Origin of the sequence: Streptomyces nidicola (genome assembly GCF_050106155.1) — a bacterium.
GTDB lineage: Bacteria > Actinomycetota > Actinomycetes > Streptomycetales > Streptomycetaceae > Streptomyces.
Window position 1 is genome coordinate 8,187,419 of sequence record NZ_JBNBPI010000001.1, and the last position, 24,472, is coordinate 8,211,890.

23 protein-coding genes are annotated in these 24,472 nt (G+C 71.7%); 7 read left to right on the forward strand and 16 right to left on the reverse strand.

Annotation, left to right across the window (positions count from 1 at the left end):
• The first annotated feature begins 40 nt into the window (after window positions 1–40).
• Complete coding sequence (locus ACOKM3_RS37005) at window positions 41–931, forward strand: AraC family transcriptional regulator (RefSeq protein ID WP_426905633.1); 891 nt, start codon at window positions 41–43, stop codon at window positions 929–931.
• Here ACOKM3_RS37005 and mnhG read toward each other — a convergent pair.
• The 8 genes from mnhG to ACOKM3_RS37045 form a co-directional block, all read right to left on the reverse strand.
• Window positions 865–1,218: a monovalent cation/H(+) antiporter subunit G gene (gene mnhG / locus ACOKM3_RS37010; protein WP_426905634.1), complete on the reverse strand. Its 354-nt coding sequence runs from the start codon at window positions 1,216–1,218 to the stop codon at window positions 865–867. The genes ACOKM3_RS37005 and mnhG overlap by 67 nt on opposite strands.
• Window positions 1,215–1,553 carry a monovalent cation/H+ antiporter complex subunit F gene (locus ACOKM3_RS37015; RefSeq protein ID WP_426905635.1) on the reverse strand — a complete coding sequence of 113 codons (339 nt, stop codon included), beginning with the start codon at window positions 1,551–1,553 and terminating at the stop codon, window positions 1,215–1,217. The genes mnhG and ACOKM3_RS37015 overlap by 4 nt, the downstream gene beginning before the upstream one ends.
• Entirely contained in the window at window positions 1,550–2,194 is a 645-nt protein-coding gene (locus tag ACOKM3_RS37020) for a Na+/H+ antiporter subunit E (protein ID WP_426905636.1), read from the reverse strand. The genes ACOKM3_RS37015 and ACOKM3_RS37020 overlap by 4 nt, the downstream gene beginning before the upstream one ends.
• Window positions 2,191–3,786, reverse strand: a complete 1,596-nt coding sequence (locus ACOKM3_RS37025) for a Na+/H+ antiporter subunit D (protein ID WP_426905637.1) — start codon at window positions 3,784–3,786, stop codon at window positions 2,191–2,193. The genes ACOKM3_RS37020 and ACOKM3_RS37025 overlap by 4 nt, the downstream gene beginning before the upstream one ends.
• Window positions 3,783–4,376 carry a Na(+)/H(+) antiporter subunit C gene (locus ACOKM3_RS37030; RefSeq protein ID WP_426905638.1) on the reverse strand — a complete coding sequence of 198 codons (594 nt, stop codon included), beginning with the start codon at window positions 4,374–4,376 and terminating at the stop codon, window positions 3,783–3,785. Before ACOKM3_RS37030 ends, ACOKM3_RS37025 begins: the two co-directional genes overlap by 4 nt.
• Window positions 4,373–7,267 carry a Na+/H+ antiporter subunit A gene (locus ACOKM3_RS37035; protein WP_426905639.1) on the reverse strand — a complete coding sequence of 965 codons (2,895 nt, stop codon included), beginning with the start codon at window positions 7,265–7,267 and terminating at the stop codon, window positions 4,373–4,375. Before ACOKM3_RS37035 ends, ACOKM3_RS37030 begins: the two co-directional genes overlap by 4 nt.
• Window positions 7,268–7,335: 68 nt before the next feature.
• Window positions 7,336–8,577, reverse strand: a complete 1,242-nt coding sequence (locus ACOKM3_RS37040) for a cytochrome P450 family protein (protein ID WP_426905640.1) — start codon at window positions 8,575–8,577, stop codon at window positions 7,336–7,338.
• Window positions 8,578–8,751: 174 nt separating this feature from the next.
• A complete protein-coding gene (locus ACOKM3_RS37045; RefSeq protein WP_426905641.1) occupies window positions 8,752–9,594 on the reverse strand; it encodes an SDR family oxidoreductase in 843 nt (280 codons plus the stop codon).
• A gap of 58 nt (window positions 9,595–9,652) precedes the next feature.
• Between ACOKM3_RS37045 and ACOKM3_RS37050 the strand changes: the two genes are divergently transcribed.
• Window positions 9,653–10,231, forward strand: a complete 579-nt coding sequence (locus ACOKM3_RS37050) for a TetR/AcrR family transcriptional regulator (protein ID WP_426905642.1) — start codon at window positions 9,653–9,655, stop codon at window positions 10,229–10,231.
• Between the two features lie 3 nt (window positions 10,232–10,234).
• On the opposite strand, the gene ACOKM3_RS37055 is transcribed toward ACOKM3_RS37050, so the two are convergent.
• Both ACOKM3_RS37055 and ACOKM3_RS37060 read right to left on the reverse strand, forming a co-directional pair.
• The gene (locus tag ACOKM3_RS37055) at window positions 10,235–11,266 is read right to left on the reverse strand and encodes an SMP-30/gluconolactonase/LRE family protein (RefSeq protein ID WP_426905643.1); all 1,032 of its coding nucleotides are present in this window, start codon (window positions 11,264–11,266) and stop codon (window positions 10,235–10,237) included.
• A 56-nt stretch (window positions 11,267–11,322) separates the two neighbouring features.
• Entirely contained in the window at window positions 11,323–12,381 is a 1,059-nt protein-coding gene (locus ACOKM3_RS37060; RefSeq protein WP_426905644.1) for an SDR family NAD(P)-dependent oxidoreductase, read from the reverse strand.
• Between the two features lie 179 nt (window positions 12,382–12,560).
• Between ACOKM3_RS37060 and ACOKM3_RS37065 the strand changes: the two genes are divergently transcribed.
• Window positions 12,561–14,363 (forward strand): flavin-containing monooxygenase, encoded by a 1,803-nt coding sequence (locus tag ACOKM3_RS37065; protein ID WP_426905645.1) that lies wholly within the window; start codon window positions 12,561–12,563, stop codon window positions 14,361–14,363.
• A 467-nt stretch (window positions 14,364–14,830) separates the two neighbouring features.
• Entirely contained in the window at window positions 14,831–15,535 is a 705-nt protein-coding gene (locus ACOKM3_RS37070) for a LuxR C-terminal-related transcriptional regulator (RefSeq protein ID WP_426905646.1), read from the forward strand.
• A 14-nt stretch (window positions 15,536–15,549) separates the two neighbouring features.
• Here the strand turns inward: ACOKM3_RS37070 and ACOKM3_RS37075 are convergent, their stop codons facing one another.
• The 5 genes from ACOKM3_RS37075 to ACOKM3_RS37095 form a co-directional block, all read right to left on the reverse strand.
• Complete coding sequence (locus ACOKM3_RS37075; protein WP_426905647.1) at window positions 15,550–16,404, reverse strand: endonuclease/exonuclease/phosphatase family protein; 855 nt, start codon at window positions 16,402–16,404, stop codon at window positions 15,550–15,552.
• Window positions 16,405–16,462: 58 nt separating this feature from the next.
• Window positions 16,463–17,311 carry a PaaX family transcriptional regulator gene (locus ACOKM3_RS37080; RefSeq protein ID WP_426905648.1) on the reverse strand — a complete coding sequence of 283 codons (849 nt, stop codon included), beginning with the start codon at window positions 17,309–17,311 and terminating at the stop codon, window positions 16,463–16,465.
• A gap of 52 nt (window positions 17,312–17,363) precedes the next feature.
• A complete protein-coding gene (locus ACOKM3_RS37085) occupies window positions 17,364–18,761 on the reverse strand; it encodes an alpha/beta fold hydrolase (RefSeq protein WP_426905649.1) in 1,398 nt (465 codons plus the stop codon).
• Complete coding sequence (locus ACOKM3_RS37090) at window positions 18,758–20,074, reverse strand: MFS transporter (RefSeq protein ID WP_426905650.1); 1,317 nt, start codon at window positions 20,072–20,074, stop codon at window positions 18,758–18,760. The genes ACOKM3_RS37085 and ACOKM3_RS37090 overlap by 4 nt, the downstream gene beginning before the upstream one ends.
• A gap of 113 nt (window positions 20,075–20,187) precedes the next feature.
• Window positions 20,188–20,640, reverse strand: a complete 453-nt coding sequence (locus ACOKM3_RS37095) for an Lrp/AsnC family transcriptional regulator (protein ID WP_385754492.1) — start codon at window positions 20,638–20,640, stop codon at window positions 20,188–20,190.
• Between the two features lie 113 nt (window positions 20,641–20,753).
• Between ACOKM3_RS37095 and ACOKM3_RS37100 the strand changes: the two genes are divergently transcribed.
• Complete coding sequence (locus ACOKM3_RS37100; protein ID WP_426905651.1) at window positions 20,754–21,368, forward strand: LysE family translocator; 615 nt, start codon at window positions 20,754–20,756, stop codon at window positions 21,366–21,368.
• Window positions 21,369–21,436: 68 nt separating this feature from the next.
• On the forward strand, window positions 21,437–21,937 hold the full coding sequence (locus tag ACOKM3_RS37105; RefSeq protein ID WP_426906989.1) for a GNAT family N-acetyltransferase: 501 nt from the start codon (window positions 21,437–21,439) through the stop codon (window positions 21,935–21,937).
• Between the two features lie 10 nt (window positions 21,938–21,947).
• Here ACOKM3_RS37105 and ACOKM3_RS37110 read toward each other — a convergent pair whose 3' ends face one another.
• A complete protein-coding gene (locus ACOKM3_RS37110; RefSeq protein WP_426905652.1) occupies window positions 21,948–23,123 on the reverse strand; it encodes an acyl-CoA dehydrogenase family protein in 1,176 nt (391 codons plus the stop codon).
• Between the two features lie 130 nt (window positions 23,124–23,253).
• On the opposite strand from ACOKM3_RS37110, the gene ACOKM3_RS37115 reads away from it, so the two are divergent.
• On the forward strand, window positions 23,254–24,459 hold the full coding sequence (locus tag ACOKM3_RS37115) for a CaiB/BaiF CoA transferase family protein (protein WP_426905653.1): 1,206 nt from the start codon (window positions 23,254–23,256) through the stop codon (window positions 24,457–24,459).
• Window positions 24,460–24,472 lie beyond the last annotated feature (13 nt).

Sequence of the window (24,472 nt, forward strand, 5' to 3'; positions counted from 1 at the left end):
GAGCGGGCCCGCTGTCCCGCTTCCGATAACCTGCCAGACAATGTCGAAGAACCGCCACGCCGCGCGAGACACTTCACGCCACACCCCACGGCGCACCGTCCGGCACACCCCGGTGGCCCCCACGCACACCAGGTACCTGGCGCACGGCGCCGAGATCGACGCCCACCGGCACGACGACCACCAGATCGCCTACGCGGGCCGGGGCGTCGTCGCCGTCACCACCGACGCCGGGTCCTGGGTCGCACCGGGCACCCGCGCGCTGTGGGTGCCCGCCGACACCGTGCACGCCCACCAGGCCCACGGCGACGTCGAACTGCACTTCGTGGGGCTGCCCGCGAGCGAGAACCCGCTCGGCCTCGACACCCCCGCCGTGCTCGCCGTCGGCCCGCTGCTGCGCGAGCTGATCATCGAGTACGCGCGCACCGGGTCCCCGGACACCACGGACGTCGGCAGCCCCGAACGGGCGCGCCTGCGGGCGGTGTTGCTCGACCAGCTGAAGCTGTCACCGCAACAGCCGCTGCACCTGCCGACGCCGACGACGCCCCTGCTGAGCGCCGTGTGCGACCTGCTGCACGCCGATCCGGCCGACCGCCGTACCCTGGCCGAACTGGGCCGGGAGGTCGGGGCGAGCGACCGTACGCTGTCCCGGCTGTTCCGTGGCGACCTCGGCATGACGTTCCCGCAGTGGCGCACCCAACTGCGCCTGCACCACGCGCTGATCCTGCTCGCCGACCACACACCGGTGACGACCGTGGCAAACCTGTGCGGCTGGTCGTCGCCGAGCGCGTTCATCGACGTGTTCCGGCGCGCGTTCGGGCACACACCGGGCAGCCACCCGGGTCAGGACCAGGACCGGTCGCGCGGTCAGGACGAGGGCCGGTCCCGTGCCGAGGCCAACTCGTCGCGGAGCAGCGCGACTTCGCCGACCTGACCCGTGCGGTACGCGGCCCGTGCCACCAGATGGGCCGCGACCGCGCTGGTCAGGAGCTGGAAGAAGGCGACGAGCGCGAGCGTGCCCAGGTCGACGCCCGAGCGCAGGCGCAGCGCGACGCCCGCCACGAGCAGCAGCATGCCGAGCGTCTGCGGATTGGTCGCGGCGTGGCTGCGGGTCAGCACGTCCGGCAGCCGGAGCATGCCGATGACGCCGGTCAGACAGACCGCCGCCCCGGCGAACAGCAGGACGGAGCCGGCGAGATCGGTGACGTCGTGCCAGTTCACGGGCGCTCCTTGGGTCCTTGGGCCTTCTTGAGGGAGACGGCGCCGGGCCGCGTGCGCACCCCCGGCCGGTCGCGCGCCGCGATGAAGCGGGCGATGGCCACCGAACTGGTGAACCCGAGGAAGGCGGTCACCAGCATGATCGACAGGTAGTAACTGGTGCGCGTGATCGCGGCGTTGACGCCGATCCCGGCGATGATGAGCACCGCCGCGATGTCGACGGACACGGCCCGGTCCAGCATCGAGGGGCCGCGCCAGATCCGCACCAGGAGCAGCGCGCCGGCCAGGACGATCAGCACCAGCGCGCCGTTGAGCAGGATGTCGTTGGCCAGCTTCATGCGTCGGGCGTCCTTCCGTCGGGAGCGTCGGGAGCGTCGGGAGCGTCGGGTGCATCAGGTGCGTCCGATGCCTCAGGAGCGTCGGGTGCGTCCGGCGGCGTGGAATTCTTGAGCCGGCCGATCTCCTCGCGCGTGCCGAAGGCCCGTACGACGAGGGTCTCCAGGCGTCGCACGTCGTCGCGGGCCCGGTCCACCGCCCGCGGGTCGTCGGCGTGCACGACGTGCAGGAACAGGGTGGCCGTGGACCCGTTGACCTCGACGAGCGCGCCGCCCGGGACGCTGGACACGGCGACGGCGGTCGCCGCGATCATCAGGTCGGTGCGGCAGCGCAGCGGCACCGCGATCACGGCCGCGGGCCCCGGCCTGCCGCGCAGCGTCTGCCAGGTCACGGTGACCGTGGACGACGTCATGTCGTACAGGAGGTACCCGGCGAGCCGGACGATGCCGATCGGGCGCAGGCGCAGGTCGAGTTCGACGGCGGGCAGCGGGAAGACCAGGCACAGCAGGATCGCGACGACCACGCCGCTGATGACGTTGCCCCAGCTCAGGCCGGTCCACAGCAGCGTCCAGATCACCGTGAGCCAGGCGATCAGCGGCAGGTCGATGCGGCGCCAACGGCCCCTGGGGTTTGAGGAGTTCACTGGTTGAGCACCGCCTCCACGTAGGGCGTCCGGGAGAGGAGTTCGGCGGCCGAGCGGTCGGCGAGGCCGATCAGCGGGGTGGCGAGCAGCGTGTAGGAGAGGCCGAGGGCGACCGCGGCGGCCGTCGCCGCGGTCATGACGCGGGGCACGCGCATGGTGGTGCGTACGCACACGGAGGTCGCCGCCGAGATGCCGCCGCCGCTGCTTTCCTCCGGCTCGGAGTCGGAATCGTCGCTCTCCTCCAACACGTCGTCCTCGGAAGGCGGTTGGGCGGGGGCGGCCCGCCAGAACACCAGGTTCCACACCTTCGCCATCACGTACAGGGTCAGCAGGCTGGTCACGGCCGCGGCGGCGAGCAGCGTGTACGACCACGCGCCACCGGCAGCCGCGCCCGCCCGCATCAGACCCAGCTTGCCGAGGAACCCGGACAGGGGTGGGATCCCGGCGAGGTTCATGGCGGGCACGAACCAGAGCGCGGCGAGCAGCGGGGCCGAGCGCAGCGTGCCGCCGAGCCGCGTCAACTCCGTTGTCCCGTACCGCTTTTCGAGCAGGCCCGCGGCCAGGAACAGCGTCGTCTGTACGGTGATGTGGTGGGCCGTGTAGACGATGGCGCCGCCGATGCCGCCCCGGGTGCCGAGCGCGAGCCCGTACAGCATGAAGCCGATGTGGCTGACGAGGGTGAAGGACAGCAGGCGCTTGAGGTCGGTCTGCGCCACGGCGCCGAGGATGCCGATGATCATCGAGGCGAACGCCACCGCCATCAGCACACCGGAGAGCCGGTTGCCGGGGAAGAAGAGGGTGTCGGCGCGGATCATCGAGTACACGCCGACCTTGGTGAGCAGCCCGGCGAACACGGCCGTCACCGGCGCGGGCGCCGTCGGGTAGGAGTCGGGCAGCCAGGCCGCGACGGGGAACGCCGCCGCCTTCACCCCGAACACCGTGAGCAGCAGCACCTCCGCCAATGTGCTCACGCCCAGCGGGAGTTCGGGCATGCGCTGGGCGAGCTGCGCGAAGTTCACGGTGCCCGCCGCCGCGTAGGTCACGGCGATCCCGCACAGGAACACCAGGGACGAGACGAGGGAGACGACGACATACGTCGATCCGGCCCGCACCCGTGGCTCCGTGGCACCCACCGTGAGCAGCACGAAGCTGGCCATCAGCATGATCTCGAAGCCGACGTAGAGGTTCACGAGATCGCCCGCGAGGAAGGTCAGTGACACCCCGGCGACCAGCACCAGATAGGCCGGGTGGAAGACCGCGATCGGCGCCCGCTCCTCGCGGTCGGCCATGCCCTGGCTCATCGCGTAGACCAGGACGATGAAGGTGACGGCGCCGGACACCAGGAGCATCAGCGCGGCGAGCCGGTCGGCGACCAGCGTCACGCCGAGCGGCGGCCCGAAGTCGCCGAGGTGCACCACGAGCGGGCCCGTGCGGTCGGCCTCCACGAGCAGGATGACATCGACCGCGACGACCGCCGCGAGCACTCCGACGGTGATCAGCCGGTGCAGCCAGCGCAGCCGCGGCCCGATGAACAAGGTCAGTCCGCACACCACGAGGGGCAGCACGACGGGCAGCGGGACGAGGGAGTTCACCGGGTCTCCTCCGGGCGGGTCTCGGGGGGCTCGGCCGGGTCGGCGGCGGAGGACTCGGGCGGGTCCGCGCCGAGGACGTCGTCCCACAGGTCGCCGTCCGCGTCCCGGGCGCGGGCCTGGTAGGCGCGCTCCGCGCGCAGCCGGCGGCGCTGGTCGCGCCGCTCCTCGCGCCAGGCGCTCGGCCCGTCCTCGCGGTGCAGCTCACGCAGTTCGGCCCGCTCGGCGGAGATCTCCGCGCGCAGCACCACCCGCCGGTCCGCGACGTCGTCCGGCACGAAGTCCGAACCGGTCAACTGGCTGCTGCGGTACGCCATCGCGAGCACGAACGCCGTGGTGGCGAGCGTGATCACGACGGCGGTGAGGATGATGGCCTGCGGCAGCGGATCGGTCACCTTGGCCGCCTCGACGCCCGGATAGAGCAGCGGTGGGAAGCCCGCAGCCCCCGTCGAGGCGAGGACGAAGAGATTCACGCCGTTGCCGCACACGATGATGCCGACGAGCACCCGGGTGAGGCTGCGCGTGTGGATGAGGATCCCGCCTGCGCTGGTCAGCACGACCGCGCAGGCCAGCAGGGTGAGACTGACGGTCACGGGTTCTGGGCCTCCCCGGCGAGCGCGAGACTCGCCCTGTACTCGGTCTGCTGGTCGATCTTCGAGCCGAGCGCCCGTACGACGTCCAGGACAACCCCGAGGACCAGTAGGTACACCCCGAGGTCGAAGATGACGGCGGTGCTCGCGTGCCAGTCGCCGATCAGCGGCAGGTGACCGTGCCAGGTCCAGCCGTGCAGCACGGTGCCGTCGGCGAGCCCGACGAGCGCGACCGACGTCGACAGGGTCAGGCCGAGTCCGGTGAAGAAGCCCGGGTGCACGGGCGCCGCCACCGCCAACTCGTGCCGCCCGCCCGCCAGGTAACGGATCGTCAGGGCCACCCCGGCGACGAGACCGCCGACGAAACCGCCTCCCGGCAGGTTCTCCGCGCACAGCAGCAGGTACACCGACAGCATCAGGATCGGATGGAAGACGAGCCGGGCGACCACCTCGAAGACGACCGAGCGGTGCTCGGGCGCGAGCGTGTCACCGGCCACCAGCCAGCTGCGTTCGGGCGCGCCCTGCTGGTACTTGGCCGGCACCTTGAGCCGGGAGTTCGCCAGCGACCACGCGGTCACCCCGCCCGGAAGCCGGGGCGCGGGCGCGGTCGCCCGGCCCTGTCGGCGGTGCACGTACAGCAGGCTCGTCACACCGAGGACGGCGACGGCGAGGACGGCCGACTCGCCCATGGTGTCCCAGGCCCGGAAGTCCACGAGGATCGTCGCGACGACGTCCTTGAGGCCGTGGTGCGCGGTCTCCTCGACCTGCGCGGCGCCCGCCGGTTCCGCCGTGCGCGCGCCCGTCGCCAGCCACACCGCACACGCCACCGCCACGCTGCTGCCGAGCGCGAGCAGCATGCTCACACCCCAGCGCCAGGTCCGCTGCGTGTCGCCGAAGAACACCGGGAGGCGCCGCAGGACGAGGACGAGCACCACGGTCGACACCGTCTCCACGCCGAACTGGGTGAGCGCCAGGTCGGGCGCGCCCTGCACGACGTACAGGAGCGCCGTGCCGTACCCGGTCAGGCCCGCGAGCACCGCCGCCTTCATGCGCCGCTGCACCACCAGGCACATCAGCGCGCACGCACACGTCAGCGCGCCGACGCCCGCCTGCATCGGGTGGTCCCACAGGCGGGGCGCGGGGGTGGCGCCCCAGGGCCGGTCGGTGGCGAGGACCGCGACCAGCCCGAGGAACATGACGCCCAGGACCGTCGCCACGTACGAGGGCAGCGAGCCCTTCTGCACCGCGCCCGTGATCTGGAGCGAGGACCGTTCGAGGCCGAGCACGGTCCGGCCGAACACCTCGTCCGCCTTCGGCCAGGCGAACCGCCGACCGAGCCGCACCACCGGCTCCCGCGCGAGGAACAGCGCCGCGCCGCCCGCCCACGCGAGCACGGACAGGCCGAGTGCCGTGCCGAATCCGTGCCACAGCGCCAGGTGGTAGGGGTGCGCGGGGACCGGGTACTGCTTCGCGTACTGCTCGAAGAGGTGTGCCGTCCAGTCGATCCCCGGGCCGAGCAGCAGGCCGGCGAGGGCGAGGAGTGCGGGCGGCGCGAGGAAAGCGGCGCCGACGCGGTGCACGGGCGTGTCGGCGACCCCGGGCTTGCGCGCGAACGCGCCCCACAGGAAGCGCAGGGTGTACGCGGTGGTGAGCGCGGAGCCGACGACGACGCACGCGAGCACCCAGCGCTCGCCCACCGTGCCGTGCAACAGTGCGTCGAACGCCGCCTCCTTCGCCGCGAACCCGAGCAGCGGCGGCAGCGCCGCCATCGACGCGCCCGCAAGGACGGCGACCGTACACACCCATGGAAGTCTTCGTCCCACCCCCGACAGGCTCCGCAGATCGCGGGTGCCGCTCGCATGGTCGACGATCCCCGTCACGAGGAACAGCGGCGCCTTGAACAGCGCGTGGCCGAGGAGCATCGCGATGGCCGCGAGGGCGGCGTTGTAGGAGCCGGCGCCTGCGAGCACCACCAGGAAGCCCAGCTGACTGACGGTTCCGTAGGCGAGCACGAGCTTGAGGTCGTTGAGCCGCAGCGCACGCCACCCGCCGAGCAGCATCGTCGCCGCGCCGAGCGTCAGCAGGACGGGGCGCCACGGCGCGACGTGGGAGAAGGCGGGAGCGAACCGCGCCACCAGGTACACGCCCGCCTTCACCATCGCGGCGGCGTGCAGATAGGCGCTGACCGGGGTGGGCGCGGCCATCGCGTTCGGCAGCCACATGCTCAGCGGCCAGATCGCCGATTTGGCGAGCGCCCCGCACAGGATCAGGACGAGCGCGGCCGAGAGGGTGCCGCTCGCGGCGGGCGGCGACTCCAGGATGCGCGAGATCCGGTACGTGCCCGCCAGGTGACCGAGCATCAGGAAACCGACGAACATCGCGAGCCCGCCGACCGAGGTCACCGTCAGGGCCTGCAGCGCGCAGCGGCGGCTGGCGCGCTTCTCGCTGTCGTAGCCGATGAGCAGGAAGGACAGGACGGTAGTGAGCTCCCAGAACAGGTAAAGGGTCATCAGGTCGTCGGCCAGGACGAGCCCGAGCATCGCCCCCGCGAACGCGAGGAGGTTGCCGCCGAACGAGCCCAACTGCCGGGCGCCGCCGTCGAAGTAGCGCACGCAGTACAGCAGCACGAGCGCCCCGATGCCGGCGGCGAGCAGCACCATGACGAGGGACAGCGCGTCGAGCCGGAACGCGATCTCGACGTCGTAGTCCCTGATCCACCACCAGGCCTCTTCGCTCGCCCCGCCGCCGCTCACCTCGCCCCAGCGGGAGAGCGCCCAGCCGAGGGCGGCGGCGGGCGGCAGCGCGAGCGCCACGAACCCGCGTGGCCCCACCCGGCGGATCAGCGGGGCAGCGCAGAGCGCGACGACGAAGTGTGCGAGGACCAGTGCGGTCATACACGATACATATCGGGTGAAAAGGGGTGCTGTGGGTGGGGCGCGCCGGGCGGGCCCCACCCGGTCCGTCAGCGCCGCGCGTCCTCGTCCGGCCGCAGGCGCACGGGCAGCGACACGTGTCCGTTGCTGATGAGGGTGGGGTACGGGGCGAGTTCCTCGACCGGCACCGCGAGCTGCATGTGCGGGAAGCGCTCGAAGAGCAGCCGCAGCGCGGTGGTCACCTCCAGGCGGGCGAGCGGGGCCCCGAGGCAGAAGTGGACGCCGTGCCCGAAGGCGAGGTGTTCCTTGCCGGGACGGGTGGCGTCGAACTCGTCGGCGGTGTCGCCGTGCAGGGCCGGGTGGCGATTGGCGGCGGCGTAGGACGCGAGGATCGCCTCGCCCGCGCGGATGGTCCGCCCGTCGGGCAGCGGGATGTCCTGGAGCGCGTAGCGCAGGGGGAGGTGCTTCACGGCCGGCTCGTGCCGCAGCGTCTCCTCGACGACGTCCTGCCAGGTGCAGCGTCCTGTGCGGATGTGAGCGAGCTGCGCCGGGTCGGCGAGCAGCGAGGTGACCGCCTGGTCGATGAGGTTGACGGTCGTCTCGTAGCCCGCGCTGATCATCAGCAGCAGGGTGTCGCGCAGTTCCGCGTCGCTCAGGGTGCTGCCGTCGCCCTCCTCGTCGCGGGTGGCGATGAGGAGCGAGGTCATGTCGTCGGCCGGGTCGGTGCGCTTGGAGTCGATCAGCTCGTCTAGGAGCTGGTAGACGGCGGCCGTGTTCTTGCCGGCCTCCTCGGCGGTGAGGGTGGTGGCGAAGATCCGGTCCACCATGGTGCGGAACTGGGCCTGCTGGCTGCCAGGCACACCCATCAGCCGGCTGACGACGGCGATCGGCAGCGGGTACGCCAACTGCTCGCGCAGGTCGACCACTTCACCGTCGGGAAGTTCGTCGAGGCCGTCGAGGATGCCGGTGACGAGTGCCTCGATGTCGGCTTGCAGCGCGGTGATGCGACGGGCCGAGAAGGCTGGCGCGATCATGCGGCGCAGCCGGCGGTGGTCGCTGCCGTACGCGGTGAACATGTTGTCGACGGCCACCCACAGCGCCAGCGGCCAGGTGGCGACCGTCTCGGCGAAGGCCGGCCAGTGGGCGCGGGCGTTCTTGGACACGTGCGGGCTGGTGAGCAGCTGCTTGAGGAGCGCGGGATCGGAGACCGACCAGGCGGTCACCCCGAGGATGTCGACGAGCGTGGCCGGCCCGCGCTCCCGTAACGCCCGATGTTCGGCGTGGTGGTCGGAGCTGTTGGGGTCGAGGACGAGTATCTGCTGGTCGGGCACGGTGGGGGGCTCCTTCGGAGGGCGGGCGGTGTTCCGTCCAGAGCGTCCCGCTCCGCGGTCGTCCCGTCCAGAGCGCCTCGTCGGCCAGGCGTCGGCGCTTCGGGAGGCGGAGCTGCCGGCGGCTTCAGGAGGGGGAGTCGTCGGCGGCTTCAGGAGGCGGGGCCGCCGGCCGCTTCAGGAGGTGGAGTCGCCCCGCGCCGCCGCCGCCGAGCGTGCGGCGGCCACCGCTCCGCCGTCGACCAGCAGGTCGGTTCCCGTGACGAAGGACGCCGCGGGGGAGAGCAGGAACGCCGCCGCCTCCGTGATGTCGTTCGGGGTTCCGGCGCGCCCCGTGCCCGAGCTCTCGATCATGGCGCGCATATGGCCGCCGGACTCGCCGGCCAGCTCCGCGCGGCCCATCGCGGTGGAGATCACGCCGGGGCTGATCGTGTTGACGCGGGCCCCGCGTGCGCCCCACGCGCGGGATGCGGCCTGTACGCGCAGGTGGTTGGCGCGCTTCGCGAACGCGTAGGCGGAGCCGGGGTCGGTCAGCGCGTCCGGCCGCAGGAACGGCAGGCCGAGGAGTTCGTCGGTCGGAGTGGAACGCAGCGCGGCCTCGACCTCGGGCGGCAGTGGTGGCGCCAGGTGCCCGGCCATCGACGCGATCACGACCTCCGCGCCGCCCTCGGCGACCACCGCGCCGAACTCCTCCAAGACCAGGGCCACCCCCAGCAGGTCCACGGCGAGCACGGCCGCGGTCGGGGCCTGCACCGGGGACAGGCCCGCGGTGTGCGCCACCTGCGTGACCGGGCCGAGTCCCGCGGCGGTCGCGGCCAGCTTCGCCACGGAGGCGCGCTCGGCGACGTCGACCCGCAGCGGGGTGACGTCGTAGCCGTCGTTCGTCAGGTCCTCGGCGACCGACGCGAGCGACCGGCCGTCGAAGTCGGCCAGGACGAGGCGGGCCCCGGAGCCCTGCCGGCGGGCGATCTCCCGCCCCATCCCGCCGACACCGATGACGACGACCACGGGCTTGGACATGGGTTTTCTCCTCGTTGATGTGGATCAGGAGCGTATTGCGCTGCATTACGCTGCCAAGGTGACGAACCCCTCCGACCCCGCACAGGCCCGCCCGGCGAACCAGGGACGCCGTGTCGCGGCCCGCAACCGGGCCGCCCTCATCGCCGCCGCCCGCGAGGTCTTCGCCGAGCAGGGTCTCAACGCGCCGCTGTCCACCGTCGCGCGCAGGGCCGGGGTCGGGCAGGGCAGTCTGTACCGGCACTTCGCCGACCGGGTCGCCCTGGCCTCGGCCGTGCTCGACGAGAACGTACGGCAGATCGAGGCGGCCGCCGCCGAGCCGGACGCGAACCTCAAGTCCGTGCTCGGCGTCGTCACCTGGCACATCACCCGCTCCACCGCCTTCGTCGATCTGCTGCGGGTGCGCGGCGACGACGAGCAGGGCCGGGAACTGTCCGCGCGGGTGCGCGGCGTCCTCGACGGATGCCGGCCTGCCGGGCGCGGCCTGTCCGCCGACGAGCTGATGCTCGCCATCGCGATGGTCTCCGGCGCCGTCGCGGGACCCACCCTCGCCGAGCGCGAACGCCTGGCACTCGCGGCCTGGGGGCTGCTCGGCGTCGAGGTGGGCCCGCTGCGCGCCGTCGAACTCGGCGACGACTGACCGTCAGCCGCCGTTGGACAGGCGGATGCCCTTGGCGAGCGCCGAGAACTTGTAGACGTAGCCACCCTTCGGGCCGCTGACCGTCATATAGGCGTCCGTGCCGCCGCGCGTGATCGCGACATTGGTCGCCGACTGGAGCCCCTCGGCCTCCTTCGCCGGCACCTCCACCGTGCCGAGGCGCTCCCCGTACTTGCTGAAGACGGCCATGGCGGGCCGGCCGTGCAGCGCCTGGTAGAGATTGCCCTTGGCGTCCACGGCGATGGAGTCGGTCTGCGCGAGACCGCCGTCGACGTGAATGGCCTCGTGCCGGTTGGTCACCGCCGTCTTGTCGGCGTCGAGCAGCAGGTACGAGATGGTGTCCTTCTCCAACTCGCTGATCCACAGCCCCTTCTGCTCGGGGTCGAACATGACCCCGTTGGGCTGGGCCAGCTTGTCGGCGAGGACGGCGGACTTCTTGCCGTCGCGGTCGATCCGTACGATGCGGCCCTCGGCCTCGCCCGTCTTCATGCCGTGCAGATCGCTGACGTACAGATTGCCGTCGTCGTCGAAGGCGATGTCGTCGGGGTTCATCGTGGAGCCGTCGACCTTGCCGGAGAAGAACGTGCGCGGGTCGGAGCCGTCCTTCGCGAGGCTGACGATGTCGCCGCTCTGGTACTCCGTCAGATACACGCGGCCGTCGTGCGGGCTGATCTGCGCGGAGGTGTACGCGCCGGTCTTGTCGGTGTAGACACCCTTGTGCTTGCCGGTCTTCAGGTCGACGGAGAGCAGCTTGGGGTCGCCGGGCGGCGCCGTGACGTCCACGACGTACAGCTCGTCGTCCTTGGCGAGGACCGGGCCTTCGAGGAGCGTCATCCCGGTGGCTTCGTGGACATCGGTGACGTGGGAGACCTGGGTGGCGCGGATGGTGCGGCCCTCGCCGGCGGAGGCCGGTCCCGACCTCTTGGCGGTGGCGGTCTGGGTGCCGCAGGCGGTCAGGGCGAGGATGCCGACAGCTGCGAGACCCACGAGGGTGCGGGGCGCGCGGTGCGTGGTCATGGGTGTCCTGTCCTCTTCGTCGTCAGTCTTCGTCGTGAGTCGGTTGGCGGTCGGGTTCAGGCCACCGACCAGCCGCCGTCCGACGGCAGAATGACCCCGTTGAGGTTCACCGCGTCCTTGCTGAGCAGGAACGTGACGGACGCCGCCAGCTCCTCCGCCATCGCGAGACCGGGGATCGCCACCCGCATCTTCGCGGTGCGCGCGGAGCCGTAGGGCGCACCGGCCGGAACCTGGATCCCCGTGGCGACCGCGCCCGGCGCCACCGCGTTGACCTGCACGCCCGTGCCCGCGTACTGGTACGCCGAGGACTTCGTCAGGCCCACGAGCGCGTGCTTCGACGTCGTGTACGCCGCGCCGGCCGCCGAGCCGCGCAGCGCCGCCTCGGACACGATGTTCACGATCCGGCCGCCGCCCGCCGCGAGCATTCCGGGCACCACCGCGCGCATCAGCAGCATCGGCCCGTCGACGTTGATGCGCATGACGCGCTCCCAGATCTTGTCGTCGACCTCGTGCACGGCGGCGTCGTTGTCCATCACGCCCGCGACGTTCGCGAGCGCGTCCACGCTGCCGCCCGCCGCGGCGAGCACGGTGTCGGCGGACGCGGGCTCGGTGATGTCCGCGGCGACCGGCACGAGCGAATCGCCCAACTCGGCCGCCAGGTCGGCCAGTTTGTCGCCCGACACGTCGACGGCGACGACCCGGCCGCCCTCGCGTACGACGCGCGAGGCGACGGCCCTGCCGATGCCGGAGGCGGCGCCCGTGACCACGACGGTCTGCCCGGAGAAGCGGCCGGAGGTGATCTGCTCGGTCCACGGCTCGGGGGTGCCGATCTCGATGCCCGGGTCCTCCGACGGGGCGGTGGCGGCGGCCGGGGGAGCGGTGGGCAGGCCCTCGGGTATCTCACCGGTCTCGGCGGCGGTGACCAGCACACCGACCAGCTCCGCGGGGAACTTGCCGCCGGACATCTTGACGAGCTGCTCCAGCGGCAGTCCGAGGGCGGGCGCGAGCGCCTCCTCGCTCTGCCCCTGGGAGGCCAGCATGCCGCGCAGGATCTGCCCCGCGGCGGGGTTCGCGAGCCAGTCGCGCAGCGGGGAGGTGGGGGTGAGGTTCGACATCGCGGGCCTTTCGCGTCGAGTCGGGTCGCGTTGAGTCGTGTCGCGTCCTGGGGCCGGTGGGGGTGCACCGAACCCTACCGGACAGTGTTGTCCGGTTGTTGGGTTACGGTACCTGTGACCGTGCGGGAGCCCCAGCGTGGGGCGCCTTCGCATGTCCCCCCACGAGAGGAAGCCGCCGCATGACCCTGCCGCAGTGCGCCACGCCCCCCACCCCGCAGGAGACGGCGGAGCTGCGCGAGCGCTACCGCGTCGAGCGCGAGCGTCGCGTCCGCCCCGACGGTGCGGCCCAATACCGGTCCACCACCGCGGAGTTCGGCTACTTCGCCGCCGACCCGTATGTGGGCGAAATCCCCGAGCGCGAGCCGCTGCGCGACGCGGTGGACGTCGCGGTCGTCGGCGGCGGGTTCGGCGGGATCCTGGCGGGCGCGCGGATGCGGAAGCAGGGTCTGGCGAAGGTGCGGGTGATCGAGCAGGGCGGCGACTTCGGCGGCACCTGGTACTGGAACCGCTACCCCGGCATCCACTGCGACATCGAGTCGCACGTCTACCTGCCGATGCTGGACGAGACCGGCTACGTACCCGAGTGGAAGTACGCGCCGGGCGACGAGATCCGGCGCCACGCGGTGCGCATCGCCGAGCGCTTCGGCCTGTACGAGGACGCCCTCTTCTCGACCGCGGTGACCGCCCTGACCTGGGACGAGAGCGCCCACCAGTGGGTGGTCGCGACCGACAGGGGCGACGAGTTCCGGGCCACGTACGTCGTCACCGCCACCGGCACCCTCTCCGAGCCCAAGCTGCCCGGCATCCCCGGTATCGAGGACTTCAAGGGGCACACCTTCCACACCTCGCGCTGGGACTACGGCTACACGGGCGGCGGCCCCGACGGCGGCATGACGGGCCTCGCCGACAAGCGCGTCGGCGTCGTGGGCACGGGAGCCACCGGCGTCCAGGCCATCCCCAAACTGGCCGAGGACGCCCGGCAGTTGTACGTCTTCCAGCGCACGCCCTCCGCCGTCGACACGCGCGGACAGCGCCGCATGACCCCGCAGGACGTGGGGGCGGACCGGCCCGGCTGGGCGTACAAGCGGCGCGAGAACTTCCTGCGGATCGTCTCGGGCGAGGACGCCGAGCGGGACCTGGTCGCCGACCGCTGGACCGAGTCGGCCGCCCTGCTCGAAAAGCTGCTGCCGAGCTTCCGTCGGGACGGCGAACCGGACTTCGAGGCCGCGTACGAGGCCGCCGACCACGCCACGATGAACCAGATCCGCGACCGCGTCGCCGCCGAGGTCACCGACCCGGCCACCGTCGAGGCCCTCAAGCCCTGGTACCGCTACGCCTGCAAGCGGCCCACGTTCTCCGACCTGTACCTCCCGGCCTTCAACCGCGACAACGTCACGCTCGTGGACACCGCACAGACCCATGGCATCGAGCGCATGACGGAGCGCGGTGTCGTCGTCGGCGGGGTGGAGTACGAGATCGACTGCCTGGTCTTCGCGACCGGGTTCTCCGTCGGTGTCTCCGGAGTCACCTCGGGGAAGCTGCCGGTCACGGGCCGCGACGGACTCCAACTCCTGGACTCCTACGCCCGGTTCGGCCCGCGCACCCTGCACGGCTTCACCAGCGCGGGCTTCCCCAACCTGATTCAGCTGGGCCCGATGCAGAACGCCTCCAGCGTCAACTTCAGCCACATCCTGGACGAACAGGCCGTGCACGCCGCGGCCCTCGTCGCCGCCGCCGAGAAGGCCGACGCCGTCCTGGAGCCGACCCCGGAGGCCGTCGACGCCTGGCGCGCGACCTGCGCCGAGGGCGCCCCCGACCACGAGTGGTTCCACGCCGAGTGCACCCCCGGCTACTACAACCGCGAGGGCCGCGGCCGCCCCAACGGCCCGGGCGCCTACCCGCACGGCGCGGTCGCCTTCCACGAACTGCTGCGGCGGTGGCGTGAGGAGAACGTGGGGGAGGTGCTGCGCAAGAAGGGGTGAGGGCAGTGAACGGCGGCCGCCACCCCTTCGTCGGCGAGGGTGGCGGCCGCCGGTGCGAGGACTCGCGCTCTCCCTCGAGCGCGAGTCCTCTCCGGGATGGTCCTCAGGTCGCCCGGGGAGCGCGGGAGTTCGCCCCACGCGGGCGGGCCGGAGGACGGGACCGGGATCTGTGGGCAGGAACCCTTTCAGTGAACCCTTTCCCGGCGACCGGCCGGTATGGGGCAGACCTGCGGATTCAGCGGGGTGTATACCCGCCCCCCCCGTATGGGGGGGTGGGCCCTCAACATGCCGCCGTGGACGCCCGGTTCGCCCCGGCCGGGCCGTGGGACCGGCCCCGGCGCGGGCCCTGCGGAGTAGAGTCGAACCACGAGACCTTTGACGTGTCCGGCGGTTGCCCTGGCTCGGGAAAGCCTCCGTCGCAACCGGCCATCTCCGAGATCTGCTGCCCACCAGCAAGGAGAGCGGACATGGCACCCGACACCACCCCTCTCACCGTCGTCCTCGCCACCGACAGCTTCCTGATCGGGGACGGCCTCGCCGCGCTGCTCGCCGACGCCCCCGACGTCAAGATCGTGGGCCGGGTCCGCCACCCCGACGACCTGCTGGCCGTGGTCGACAACCATGAACCGGACGCGGTCATCATCAGTCTGCGCACACCCGTCGTCACCACGATGGCCACCCTCGAAGCGGCCCGCCGTCTGCGCACCGACCATCCGGGGGTCGGCATCGTCGTCATCTCCGACCGCGGCAACGGCTTCGCCCTGGAACTCCTGCGCGGCGGCGCCTCACGGATCGCCTACCTCCTGGACGACCGGATTCCGGGCATCGACACCGTGCTCGGCGCGCTGCGGGACATCCGGTCCGGCCAGACCGTCCTGGACCCGAGCATCGTGGACTCCCTGGTGACGCGCCGGGACGGCATCGCCATCGACGACCTGACCCTGCGCGAGATCGACGTCCTGGAACACATCTCCCACGGCCTGTCCAACCGGGGTATCGCCGCCGCGCTCTTCATCTCGGTCAAGGCCGTCGAGAAGTACGTCAGCGTCATCTTCCGCAAGCTCGAACTCACCGACCAGCCTCTGATCGACCGCCGGGTCACCGCGGCGCTCACTTTCCTGAGCGCCCAGAACGACGGACCCTCCATGCCCCAGCGGACACCGATCCACTAGCAGTGGCAGATCAACTACTGCTGCTGCATTGGCTCCAAATCCGCCCGGAACTGGTGGTGGTCCGAGTACGCGCTGGCGTGCACCGCGTGGCCGTGTGCCGTGAAGCCGCGCAGGAAGATGTAGTCGAACTTGCTGAACCAGTCCGTGGTCGTTTCGCAGTCGGCGCCGGCCGCGGGGCGGCACCGGGGGTCCGCGTCCTTGGCCAGTGACCACATCGGGGCGAGCTCGGGAGCGTCCGGCACGGCGTTGAAGTCGCCCAGCACGACGGTGCGTTCGTGCCGGGCGACCGCCTTGGCGAAGAAGGCGACCTGCTTCTCGCGGAACGACTCCTGCTGCCGCTGCGCGAGATGGGTGTTGAAGACGCGGACGGGGCGGCCGCCCACCGAGGTGGTGACGGCCAGATAGCCGCGGTCCTCGGAACCGCCGTCCGGGTACTCGACGGTGACGGGGTCGGTCATCGGCGCCGCGGAGAGGATCGCCTGGCCGTAACCGCCCGCCCGCCACGGGAGTCCCCCGCAGCGGCCCCAGTTGCGCAGCACCGAGCCGTACTCCACCCGGTACGTCAGCCCGTAGAAGGTCTTCAGGTAGGCGCGGATCTCCTCGACGTCCCGCACGCACGCCTCCTGAAGGCCGAGGACCTGCGGCGCGTACGTCGCGATGTCCGCCGCCCTGCCGAGGTTCTGGGCGCTGCCGCAGGGATTGCAGATGTTCCACGTCATGACGCGGCCCGGCACGATGTCCTTCGCGGCGCCGACGGGCAGCGGGAGCGGCTCGGAGACGAGCGCGCCGCTGGGCGTGCTCGGGCCGATGAGCACCATGCAGACCGCGGCCACGGCCACCGCGAGGAACCGCCTGCCCCGTCCGAACACCGGCACCTCCTCAGGATGGCCTCAGGGTGATCCTGTCGATGACCTCAGAGTGATCCTGTCATCGCACCGTCGTCGTCTGGAGCAGTTCGCGGGCCATTTCCCGCGCGGGCGCCTCGGTTTGTTCGGCGATGCGGTGGAACGTCTCCTGGGCGGGTCGGGCCGGCCAGTCGCGCGGGAGGTGCCCGGCGGGCAGCCGGGGGTCGGCGCGGATGATGTCGAGCCATTCGCTGACCAGTCTCAGCCGGGTGCCGAGCGGGTCGTCGGCCCCCGCCGCGGACGCGTCGCTCCACCGGCTGTCGAAGGCCCGGTAGCGGGCCGCGACGCTCTCCAGGTCCCACGTGTCACGGATCATCTCCTCGATGTCCGTGGCCACCCCCGCCGCCCCGTGGAAGACCTTGACGTGCTTGGCGAGCCCCAGCTCCGCGACCACCGCCGACACGTCGACCTGCCCCGGCGCGATCCACAACCCGCTGTACAGCGCGCCGAACCCGGACCAGGCGAGGCGCGAACGCAGCTCGTGGCGCTGACGCTTCCAGGCGTCGGGAAGGGAGAAGGCGAGCAGTGTCCAGGTGCCGTCCCAGTCGTCGTCGACCGCGCCCTGCTTCCAGATGCGGGCGCCGCCGTCGTACAGCACCTGCTTCGCCTGCTCCGTCAGGCCGAAGTGCATGCGGCGGCCCTCGCGGCGGCGCTGCAACAGGCCCCGGTTGACCATCCGCGTCAGCGTCGACCGCACGGCCTGCTCACCGACGCCGACCCGGCCGAGCACCTCGATGATGCTGCCCGAGTACACGCACAGGTCCCCTTCCTCCAGCACGTGATTGCCGAAGAAGGCGAGCAGGAGCGACTGCGGGCGCGGCTGCGAGACGTCCGCCGCGTCACGGGTCGGGTCGATACCGATGTCCTCCACACCGGTAAGCCTACGGTCGCCCACCGACAACGCGGCGGGCGACCGTCCCGGCTCACCGACCATCGGCGGGGTGCGCACGGTCGTACGGGCGGATATAGGCGCTCGGACGGTACGAGACGTAACGGGCGGGGTCCGCTGAATTCGCCTCTGCCGCACGGGAGTTGAGGGAGTCCGCGTCCGTGCCGTGCCACGTACCCGTGTCGATGCGGTCCTCCAGGGTGTGCAGCGCGGCGACCTGTTCCGCGGCGCTGAACGTGCAGTGCCCGGCGTTGTCGGTGTAGGCCTGCCGCAGCTGGGAGGAGGCACCGGCGGCGGTGACGGCGCGGCGCAGCGCGCTTTCGGTCTGCACCGGGACGAGCGGGTCGCCGGTGGTGTGCACGTCGAACTGCGGCTTCGTGAGTTTCCCGGAGAACGTGCTGGTGCGGCGCATCCAGGACACCGCGTCCGGGTCGGCGCCGATGCGCGGCGCGCGGCCCAGCGTGGCGAGATCGTCCCGCAGGGAGAGCCCTGCCTTGCGGTACAGCTCGCCGACCTCCTTGCGCACGGAGGACTGGGCGAGCAGCTTCGTGTAGTCGACGCCGGTGTTCCAGGACGTGTTGCCGCCCGAGCGGGTCTCGGACTCCTGGCGCCGGTTGAAGGCGGCGATCTTGAGCAGGCCCTTGACGGCGTCGTACTGGTTGGCCTGTTGGGCGTCCCAGTCGCTCGGCGCGGGACGGGGTTGCGCCTCCTGGTTCCAGCCGGGGATGTTGTGCAGGGCGGCTGCGAGCGCGATACGCGCGCGCCCTTCGGGGGACGTCTGCGCCTTGTCGACCGCGGCGACCATGGTGTTCGCCGCGCGCGTGGCCGTCTCCTGGTCCGGCAGGTCGACCAGGGGGACGTCGGAGTCCGGCGCGAGGAGTGTCTTGAGGGCGAACACGGGGTCCAGCGTGTTGTTCCAGTTGGCGATCCCGCCGTGGACCAGGCCGCACAGGGAGAGCGAGCCGTCGATGCGCTCCGGGTGCCGCTCGGCGAGCGCGGTGGTGACCATCCCGCCGTACGAACGCCCCCAGGCGACGGTGCGCTCGGCGGCGCCGAACCGCTTCGTGAAGGCCGACAAGGTGGCGAGCTGGTCGTCGACCGCGCCCGGCAGCGTCCAGCCGGTGGTGGCGTAGGAGGAACCGATGAGGGCGTAACCCTGCTTCATAAGAAGGGACTTGGTGGCGTCGTCCGGGGCGTTCTCCGCGGGGTTGGGCGCGCCGACGTCGTTGTAGCCGTGGCCGAAGAGCAGCACCGTCCCGTTCCAGGCCGCGGGCACGTCCATGGTGTACGTCGCACCCGAGGGCAGGCTGCCCTCGACGTGTCCTGAGTCGGGCGATGCCGCGAGGGCCGGGGACGGCAGCGCGGTGGCGGCCAGCGCGATAGCGACGGCCGCGGTGCAGGCGATACGTGTCCGGGGACCGGGTGTTCTCATGCGGTGGCCTCCTTGGTGGGGGTGGCGGGGGCTTCGGTGGTGTGCGTGAGCGTGTCCTTGCCGGTCTCGCGGACGAACCACAGCGAGAGCGCGGTGATCAGCGAACCGCCGCAGACCAGCAGGGCGATGGGGGTGCCGTTGCCGCTCCCCGCCACCAGGGCTCCGGCGATCATGGGGGAGAAGCCGGCGCCGACCAGGGTGGCGCCCTGGTAGCCGAGCGAGGCGCCGGTGTAACGCACGCGCGTGCCGAACATCTCGCTGAACAGGGCGCCCAGCGGGCCGTACATCATGGACTGGGCGACCCCGTGCCCCAGGACCACGGCCAGGATCAGCAGGCCGGGCGACCCGGAGTCGACCAGCGCGAGGACGGGGAAGGCGAGCGCGGCGGAGAGCAGGGCGCCGGCGAGGACGACCGGGCGGCGGCCGATCCGGTCGGAGAGCACCGAGGCGCACGGCAGCACGACGAGCGCGACCGACGAGGAGACCGTGAGCGCGGTCAGCGCCTGCGGGCGCGCGTAGCCGATGTCGGTGGCGTACGAGATGAGGTAACTGGTCAGCAGGGACTGCGCGGTGAACGCGCCGATGCCGACGCAGCAGGCCAGAAGGACAGGGCGCGGGCGGCGGAGCACGTCGACGATCGGCAGGCGTGCCGTGCCGCGCTCCTGCTTCACCTCGGCGAACAGCGGGCTCTCGACGACCTTCAGCCGTACGAAGAGGCCGACGCCGAGCAGCACCACGCTCAGCAGGAACGGCACCCGCCAACCCCAGGACATGAACTCTTCTTTAGGAAGCGAGACGACGACGGCGACGACGGCCGCGGAGAGCAGGGAGCCCAGTGGCGCCCCCAACTGCGTGAAACTGGACCACAGTCCACGCCGTCGCGCCCCCGCGTGCTCGACGACCATCAGCGTGGCGCCGCCCCACTCACCGCCGATGGCGATGCCTTGCACGACGCGCAGCGTGATCAGCAGCAGCGGCGCCCAGACACCTACGGTGTCGTACGTCGGCAGCAGCCCGATGAGGAAGCTGGCGCCGCCCATCAGGCCCATCGTGAGCAGCAGCATCGACTTGCGGCCGAGCCGGTCGCCGAAGTGCCCGAAGACGATCCCGCCGAGCGGGCGGGCGAGGTACCCGGCGGCGAAGGTGCCGAACGCGGCGATGGTGCCGACGGCCGGGTCGGCGCCGGGGAAGAACAGCTCACCGAAGGCGACGGCGGCGACGGTGCCGTAGACGAGGAAGTCGTAGAACTCGACGGCGGTCCCGAGCAGCCCCGAGAGGGCCACTCGCCGCAGTTGCTTGGTGCGTTGGGACATCGCGGACTCCCTTGGGCAGGGGAAGGGTGTCCGCGAATGTATGCGCTTCGGTGACTGCGGTCAATAAAGTGCACAACATCAAAGTCGGTGCCGGACAGTCGGTCGGGCAGCGGCTAGTCGGGCAGTGGCCGGTTGGTGACGACGTTCTTCATCACGAGCGTGGAGTTCAGGCGCTGAACTCCCGGCAGGCGCGCGAGCTGCTGGTCGTAGAGCTGCTGAAAGGCGGTCAGGTCGGCGGCGGCCACCCGCAGCAGATAGTCCGGGTCGCCGAACAGGCGCTGCGCCTGCAGCACATGGGGCACCGCCGCCACCGCCTCCTCGAACGAGGCGACGGTGTCCCGGTCCTCCCAGCCCAGGGTGACGAAGACCAGCGCCTCGAAGTCCAGGCCGAGGGCTGACGGGTCGACGACGGCGCGGTAGCCGCGGATCGCCCCCGAGCGTTCGAGATCGCGCAGGCGGCGGTGGCAGGGCGAGACGCTCAGCTTCACGCGCGCGGCCAGCTCGGTGATGGTGAGGCGGCCGTCCATCTGCAGCTCGGTAAGAATTTTCCGGTCCATGGCGTCCATGGAGGAGATTCTCCCTCAGATCCGCCGATGCCGGAGTAAAGAAGGGAACACCTTCGGGCGGATCCGGCCTAGCCTTCCTCGCGTACAACTGCACGTGAGAGGGATCGACACACATGGACACGACCACGCTGGCGGCATTTCTGGCCGTGGACCTCCTGCTGGTGTTCACACCGGGCGCGGACTGGGCCTACGCGATCGCGGCCGGACTGCGGGACCGCTCGGTCGTCCCGGCGGTGGCCGGGCTGATAACCGGCTACGTGGGATACACACTGCTCGCCGTCGCGGGCCTGGCCGTGCTCGTGGCGAGTTCGGCGACCCTGCTCACCGCGCTGACCGTCGCCGGGGCCGGATACCTGGTGTGGCTCGGCTGCAACGTGCTGCGGCAGCCCGCCGTGCTCACCGCCGACGAGGAGTCCGTCGGCGCGTCCCGCCGCCAGGTCATGCTCAAGGGCATCGGCATCAGCGGCCTCAACCCGAAGGCGCTGCTGCTGTATCTCTCCCTCTTCCCGCAGTTCATCCACCCCGCGACGGGCTGGCCGGTGGCCGTGCAGACCGGCGTGCTCGGCACCCTCCACATGACCGCCTGCGCCGTCGTCTACCTCGGTGTCGGCGTGCTGGCACGCACCGTCCTGAAGACACGGCCTTCGGCGGCGCGGGCCGTGACGCGGGTCTCCGGGGTCATGATGATCGCGATCGGTGGTTTCCTGTTGGCGGAGCAGTTGGCGTAGGCGGCGCGGTCGCCGTGGGCGGAGCGACTGTCGTGGGCGGAGACCGAGGAGTACGTGTGAACGGCGAGATGGACCGGATGCAGTTGTCCACCTTCACCACCGGCCGGCTGGCCATGCTGCCGCTGCGTGTCGAGTACGCGGAGGAGATGGCCGGCGTGCTCGGTGACCCGGCCCTGCACACCTTCATCGGCGGCACACCGGACACGGTCGAGGAACTGCGGGCGCGCTACCGGCGGATGCTCGCGGGCTCGCCCGACCCGGCCGTCACCTGGCTCAACTGGGTGGTCCAACTCCAGGGCGAGGAGCGCCTGGTGGGCACGGTCCAGGCGACCGTCGCGGACGGCGTCGCGGAGATCGCCTGGGTCGTGGGCACGCGGTGGCAGGGGCGCGGCCTCGCCACCGAGGCGGCGCGAGGGCTCGTCGCGTGGCTCGGGGAGCAGGGCGTCGGGACGCTCGTCGCCCACATCCACCCCGAGCACCACGCGTCCGCCGCCGTCGCCACCGCCTGCGGGCTCGCGCCCACGGACGAGTGGCAGGACGGCGAAGTGACGTGGCGGCTCAGCAAGTGACAAGGGCGGCTCAGCGGAAGGCCGGCAGGCCCGTCAGGGTCTTGCCGATCACCAGCGAGTGGACCTCGCTCGTGCCCTCGTAAGTGAGCACCGACTCCAGGTTGTTGGCGTGCCGCATCACCGGGTATTCGAGGGTGATGCCGTTGGCGCCGAGGATGGTGCGGCACTCGCGGGCGATCTGGATGGCCTCGCGCACGTTGTTGAGCTTGCCGACGCTGATCTGCTCCGGCGTGCCGCGGCCCTCGTCCTTGAGCCGGCCGAAGCGCAGCGCGAGCAGCATGCCCTTGTCGAGTTCGAGGGTCATGTCGGCGAGCTTCTGCTGCGTCAGCTGGTACGAGGCCAGCGGGCGCTCGAAGACCGTACGGTCACCGGCGTAGGAGATCGCCGCCTCCAGGCAGTCGCGGGCGGCGCCGAGCGCGCCGAACACGATGCCGAAGCGAGCCTCGTTGAGGCAGCCGAGAGGGCCGGAGAGGCCGCGAGCGTTCGGCAGCATGGCGTCGGCGGGCAGCCGTACGTCCTCCAGGACCAGCTCGCTGGTGACGCTGGCGCGCAGGGACAGCTTGCGCTTGATCTCCGGCGCCGAGAAGCCGGGCGTACCCGCCGGGACGAGGAAGCCGCGCACGCCCTCCTCGGTGCGGGCCCAGACGACGGCGATGTCCGCCACCGAACCGTTCGTGATCCACATCTTGGCGCCGTTGAGGACCCAGTCCTTGCCGTCGCGCTTGGCGTTCGTGCGCATCGAGCCGGGGTCGGAGCCCGCGTCCGGCTCCGTGAGGCCGAAGCAGCCGATCTTCTCGCCCGCCGCCATGCCCGGCAGCCACTGCTGCTTCTGCTCCTCGGAGCCGTACTTCCAGATCGCGTACATCGCGAGCGAACCCTGCACCGAGACCAGGCTGCGCAGACCCGAGTCCACCGCCTCCAGCTCCATGCACGCGAGGCCGTACGAGACGGCGCTGGTGCCCGCGCAGCCGTAGCCCTCCAGGTGCATGCCGAGGACGCCGAGGCCGCCCAGTTCGCGGGCCAGCTCGCGGGCCGGGATCGCGCCGTTCTCGAACCACTCGGCCACCTTCGGGCGCAGCTCGCGCTCGCCCATGGTGCGCACGGTGTCGCGGATGGCGCGCTCCTCGTCGCTCAACATGCCGTCGATGTCGACGAGTTCGAAGGGGTGGAGGGGGGCTGAGGACATCGCGGACTCCTTGGCTGCGTGGCCGGTCGGCGCTAGGGTGGCGGATATCGGATTTTGGATCCAACTTTCTTTACGTCTCGGATCGTAGCCGCACGCCCACCGCTTGCCAAGGTTCCACAAGGAGAGCCGTATGCCGGCCACAACGCCCGTCGCCCAGGGAGCCCTTTCGGGGCTCGTCGTCGCCGACTTCGGCCGGGTCCTCGCGGCCCCCTATCTGACGATGCTCCTCGCCGACCTCGGCGCCGAGGTCATCAAGGTCGAGCGCCCCGGAGTCGGCGACGAGACCCGCTCCTGGGGGCCGCCGTTCGCCGACGGCGAGGCCACCTACTTCCTCGGGGTCAACCGCAACAAGCGCTCCGTCGCCCTCGACCTGACCGAGGAGTCCGGGCGCGAGGCGGCCCGCGCCATCGCCGCCCGCGCCGACGTCCTCGTCGAGAACTTCCGGCCCGGCACCATGGAACGGCTCGGCCTCGGCTACGAGGAGTTGAGCGCGCTCAACCCCGGCCTCGTGTACTGCTCGGTCACCGGATTCGGCGCCGCCGAGGGCGCCGCGCTGCCCGGCTACGACCTCCTGGTGCAGGCCATGGGCGGACTGATGAGCGTCACAGGGGAGCCGGGCGGCCAGGGCACCAAGGCCGGCGTCGCGCTCGTCGACGTCATCACGGGGATGCACGCGGGGCTCGGTGTCATGGCGGCGCTACGGCACCGCGACGCCACCGGCGAGGGGCAGAAGGTCGAGGTCTCCCTGCTCACCTCGCTGCTCTCGGCGCTCACCAACCAGGCCTCCGCGCACGTCGCCGGGGGAGTGGTGCCGCGCGCGATGGGCAACAAGCACCCGAGCATCGCCCCGTACGAGGTCCTCGACGCCAAGGACCGGCCGCTCGCGCTCGCCGTCGGCAACGACCGGCAATTCGCCGCGCTGTGCGCCGAGTTGGGGGTGCCGGGCCTCGCCGACGACCCGCGCTTCGCGAGCAACACCGCGCGCGTGGCCCACCGGGAGGAACTCCTCGCCGAACTCACCGAGCGGCTGCGCGAGCGCGGGGCCGACGAGTGGTTCGAGACACTGACCGCCGTCGGTGTGCCCTGCGGCCCGATCAACGACCTCGGGGAGGCCTTCGCCTTCGCGGAGCGGCTCGGCCTGGACCCCCGCGTACACATCGACGACCCGAACCGCGAGGCCCCCGCCGCGCAGGTCGCCAACCCCATCCGGCTGAGCGCCGCCCCCGCCGCGTACGTCACGGCGCCGCCCCGGCTCGGCGAGCACACCGAACAGATCCTCGCGGAGCTGGGGCTTTCCGCCGTCGACGAGGCGGGCGATGTCAGTGCGGCTCCGTAGGATGGGCGCCGTT

Coding starts and splice junctions, on each gene's coding strand:
- ACOKM3_RS37005 (WP_426905633.1), top strand. CDS start 41: ATGTCGAAGAACCGCCACGCCGCGCGAGACACTTCACGCCACACCCCA.
- ACOKM3_RS37015 (WP_426905635.1), bottom strand. CDS start 1,553: ATGAAGCTGGCCAACGACATCCTGCTCAACGGCGCGCTGGTGCTGATC.
- ACOKM3_RS37035 (WP_426905639.1), bottom strand. CDS start 7,267: ATGACCGCACTGGTCCTCGCACACTTCGTCGTCGCGCTCTGCGCTGCC.
- ACOKM3_RS37045 (WP_426905641.1), bottom strand. CDS start 9,594: ATGTCCAAGCCCGTGGTCGTCGTCATCGGTGTCGGCGGGATGGGGCGG.
- ACOKM3_RS37055 (WP_426905643.1), bottom strand. CDS start 11,266: ATGACCACGCACCGCGCGCCCCGCACCCTCGTGGGTCTCGCAGCTGTC.
- ACOKM3_RS37060 (WP_426905644.1), bottom strand. CDS start 12,381: ATGTCGAACCTCACCCCCACCTCCCCGCTGCGCGACTGGCTCGCGAAC.
- ACOKM3_RS37065 (WP_426905645.1), top strand. CDS start 12,561: ATGACCCTGCCGCAGTGCGCCACGCCCCCCACCCCGCAGGAGACGGCG.
- ACOKM3_RS37070 (WP_426905646.1), top strand. CDS start 14,831: ATGGCACCCGACACCACCCCTCTCACCGTCGTCCTCGCCACCGACAGC.
- ACOKM3_RS37085 (WP_426905649.1), bottom strand. CDS start 18,761: ATGAGAACACCCGGTCCCCGGACACGTATCGCCTGCACCGCGGCCGTC.
- ACOKM3_RS37090 (WP_426905650.1), bottom strand. CDS start 20,074: ATGTCCCAACGCACCAAGCAACTGCGGCGAGTGGCCCTCTCGGGGCTG.
- ACOKM3_RS37095 (WP_385754492.1), bottom strand. CDS start 20,640: ATGGACGCCATGGACCGGAAAATTCTTACCGAGCTGCAGATGGACGGC.
- ACOKM3_RS37100 (WP_426905651.1), top strand. CDS start 20,754: ATGGACACGACCACGCTGGCGGCATTTCTGGCCGTGGACCTCCTGCTG.
- ACOKM3_RS37105 (WP_426906989.1), top strand. CDS start 21,437: ATGGACCGGATGCAGTTGTCCACCTTCACCACCGGCCGGCTGGCCATG.
- ACOKM3_RS37110 (WP_426905652.1), bottom strand. CDS start 23,123: ATGTCCTCAGCCCCCCTCCACCCCTTCGAACTCGTCGACATCGACGGC.
- ACOKM3_RS37115 (WP_426905653.1), top strand. CDS start 23,254: ATGCCGGCCACAACGCCCGTCGCCCAGGGAGCCCTTTCGGGGCTCGTC.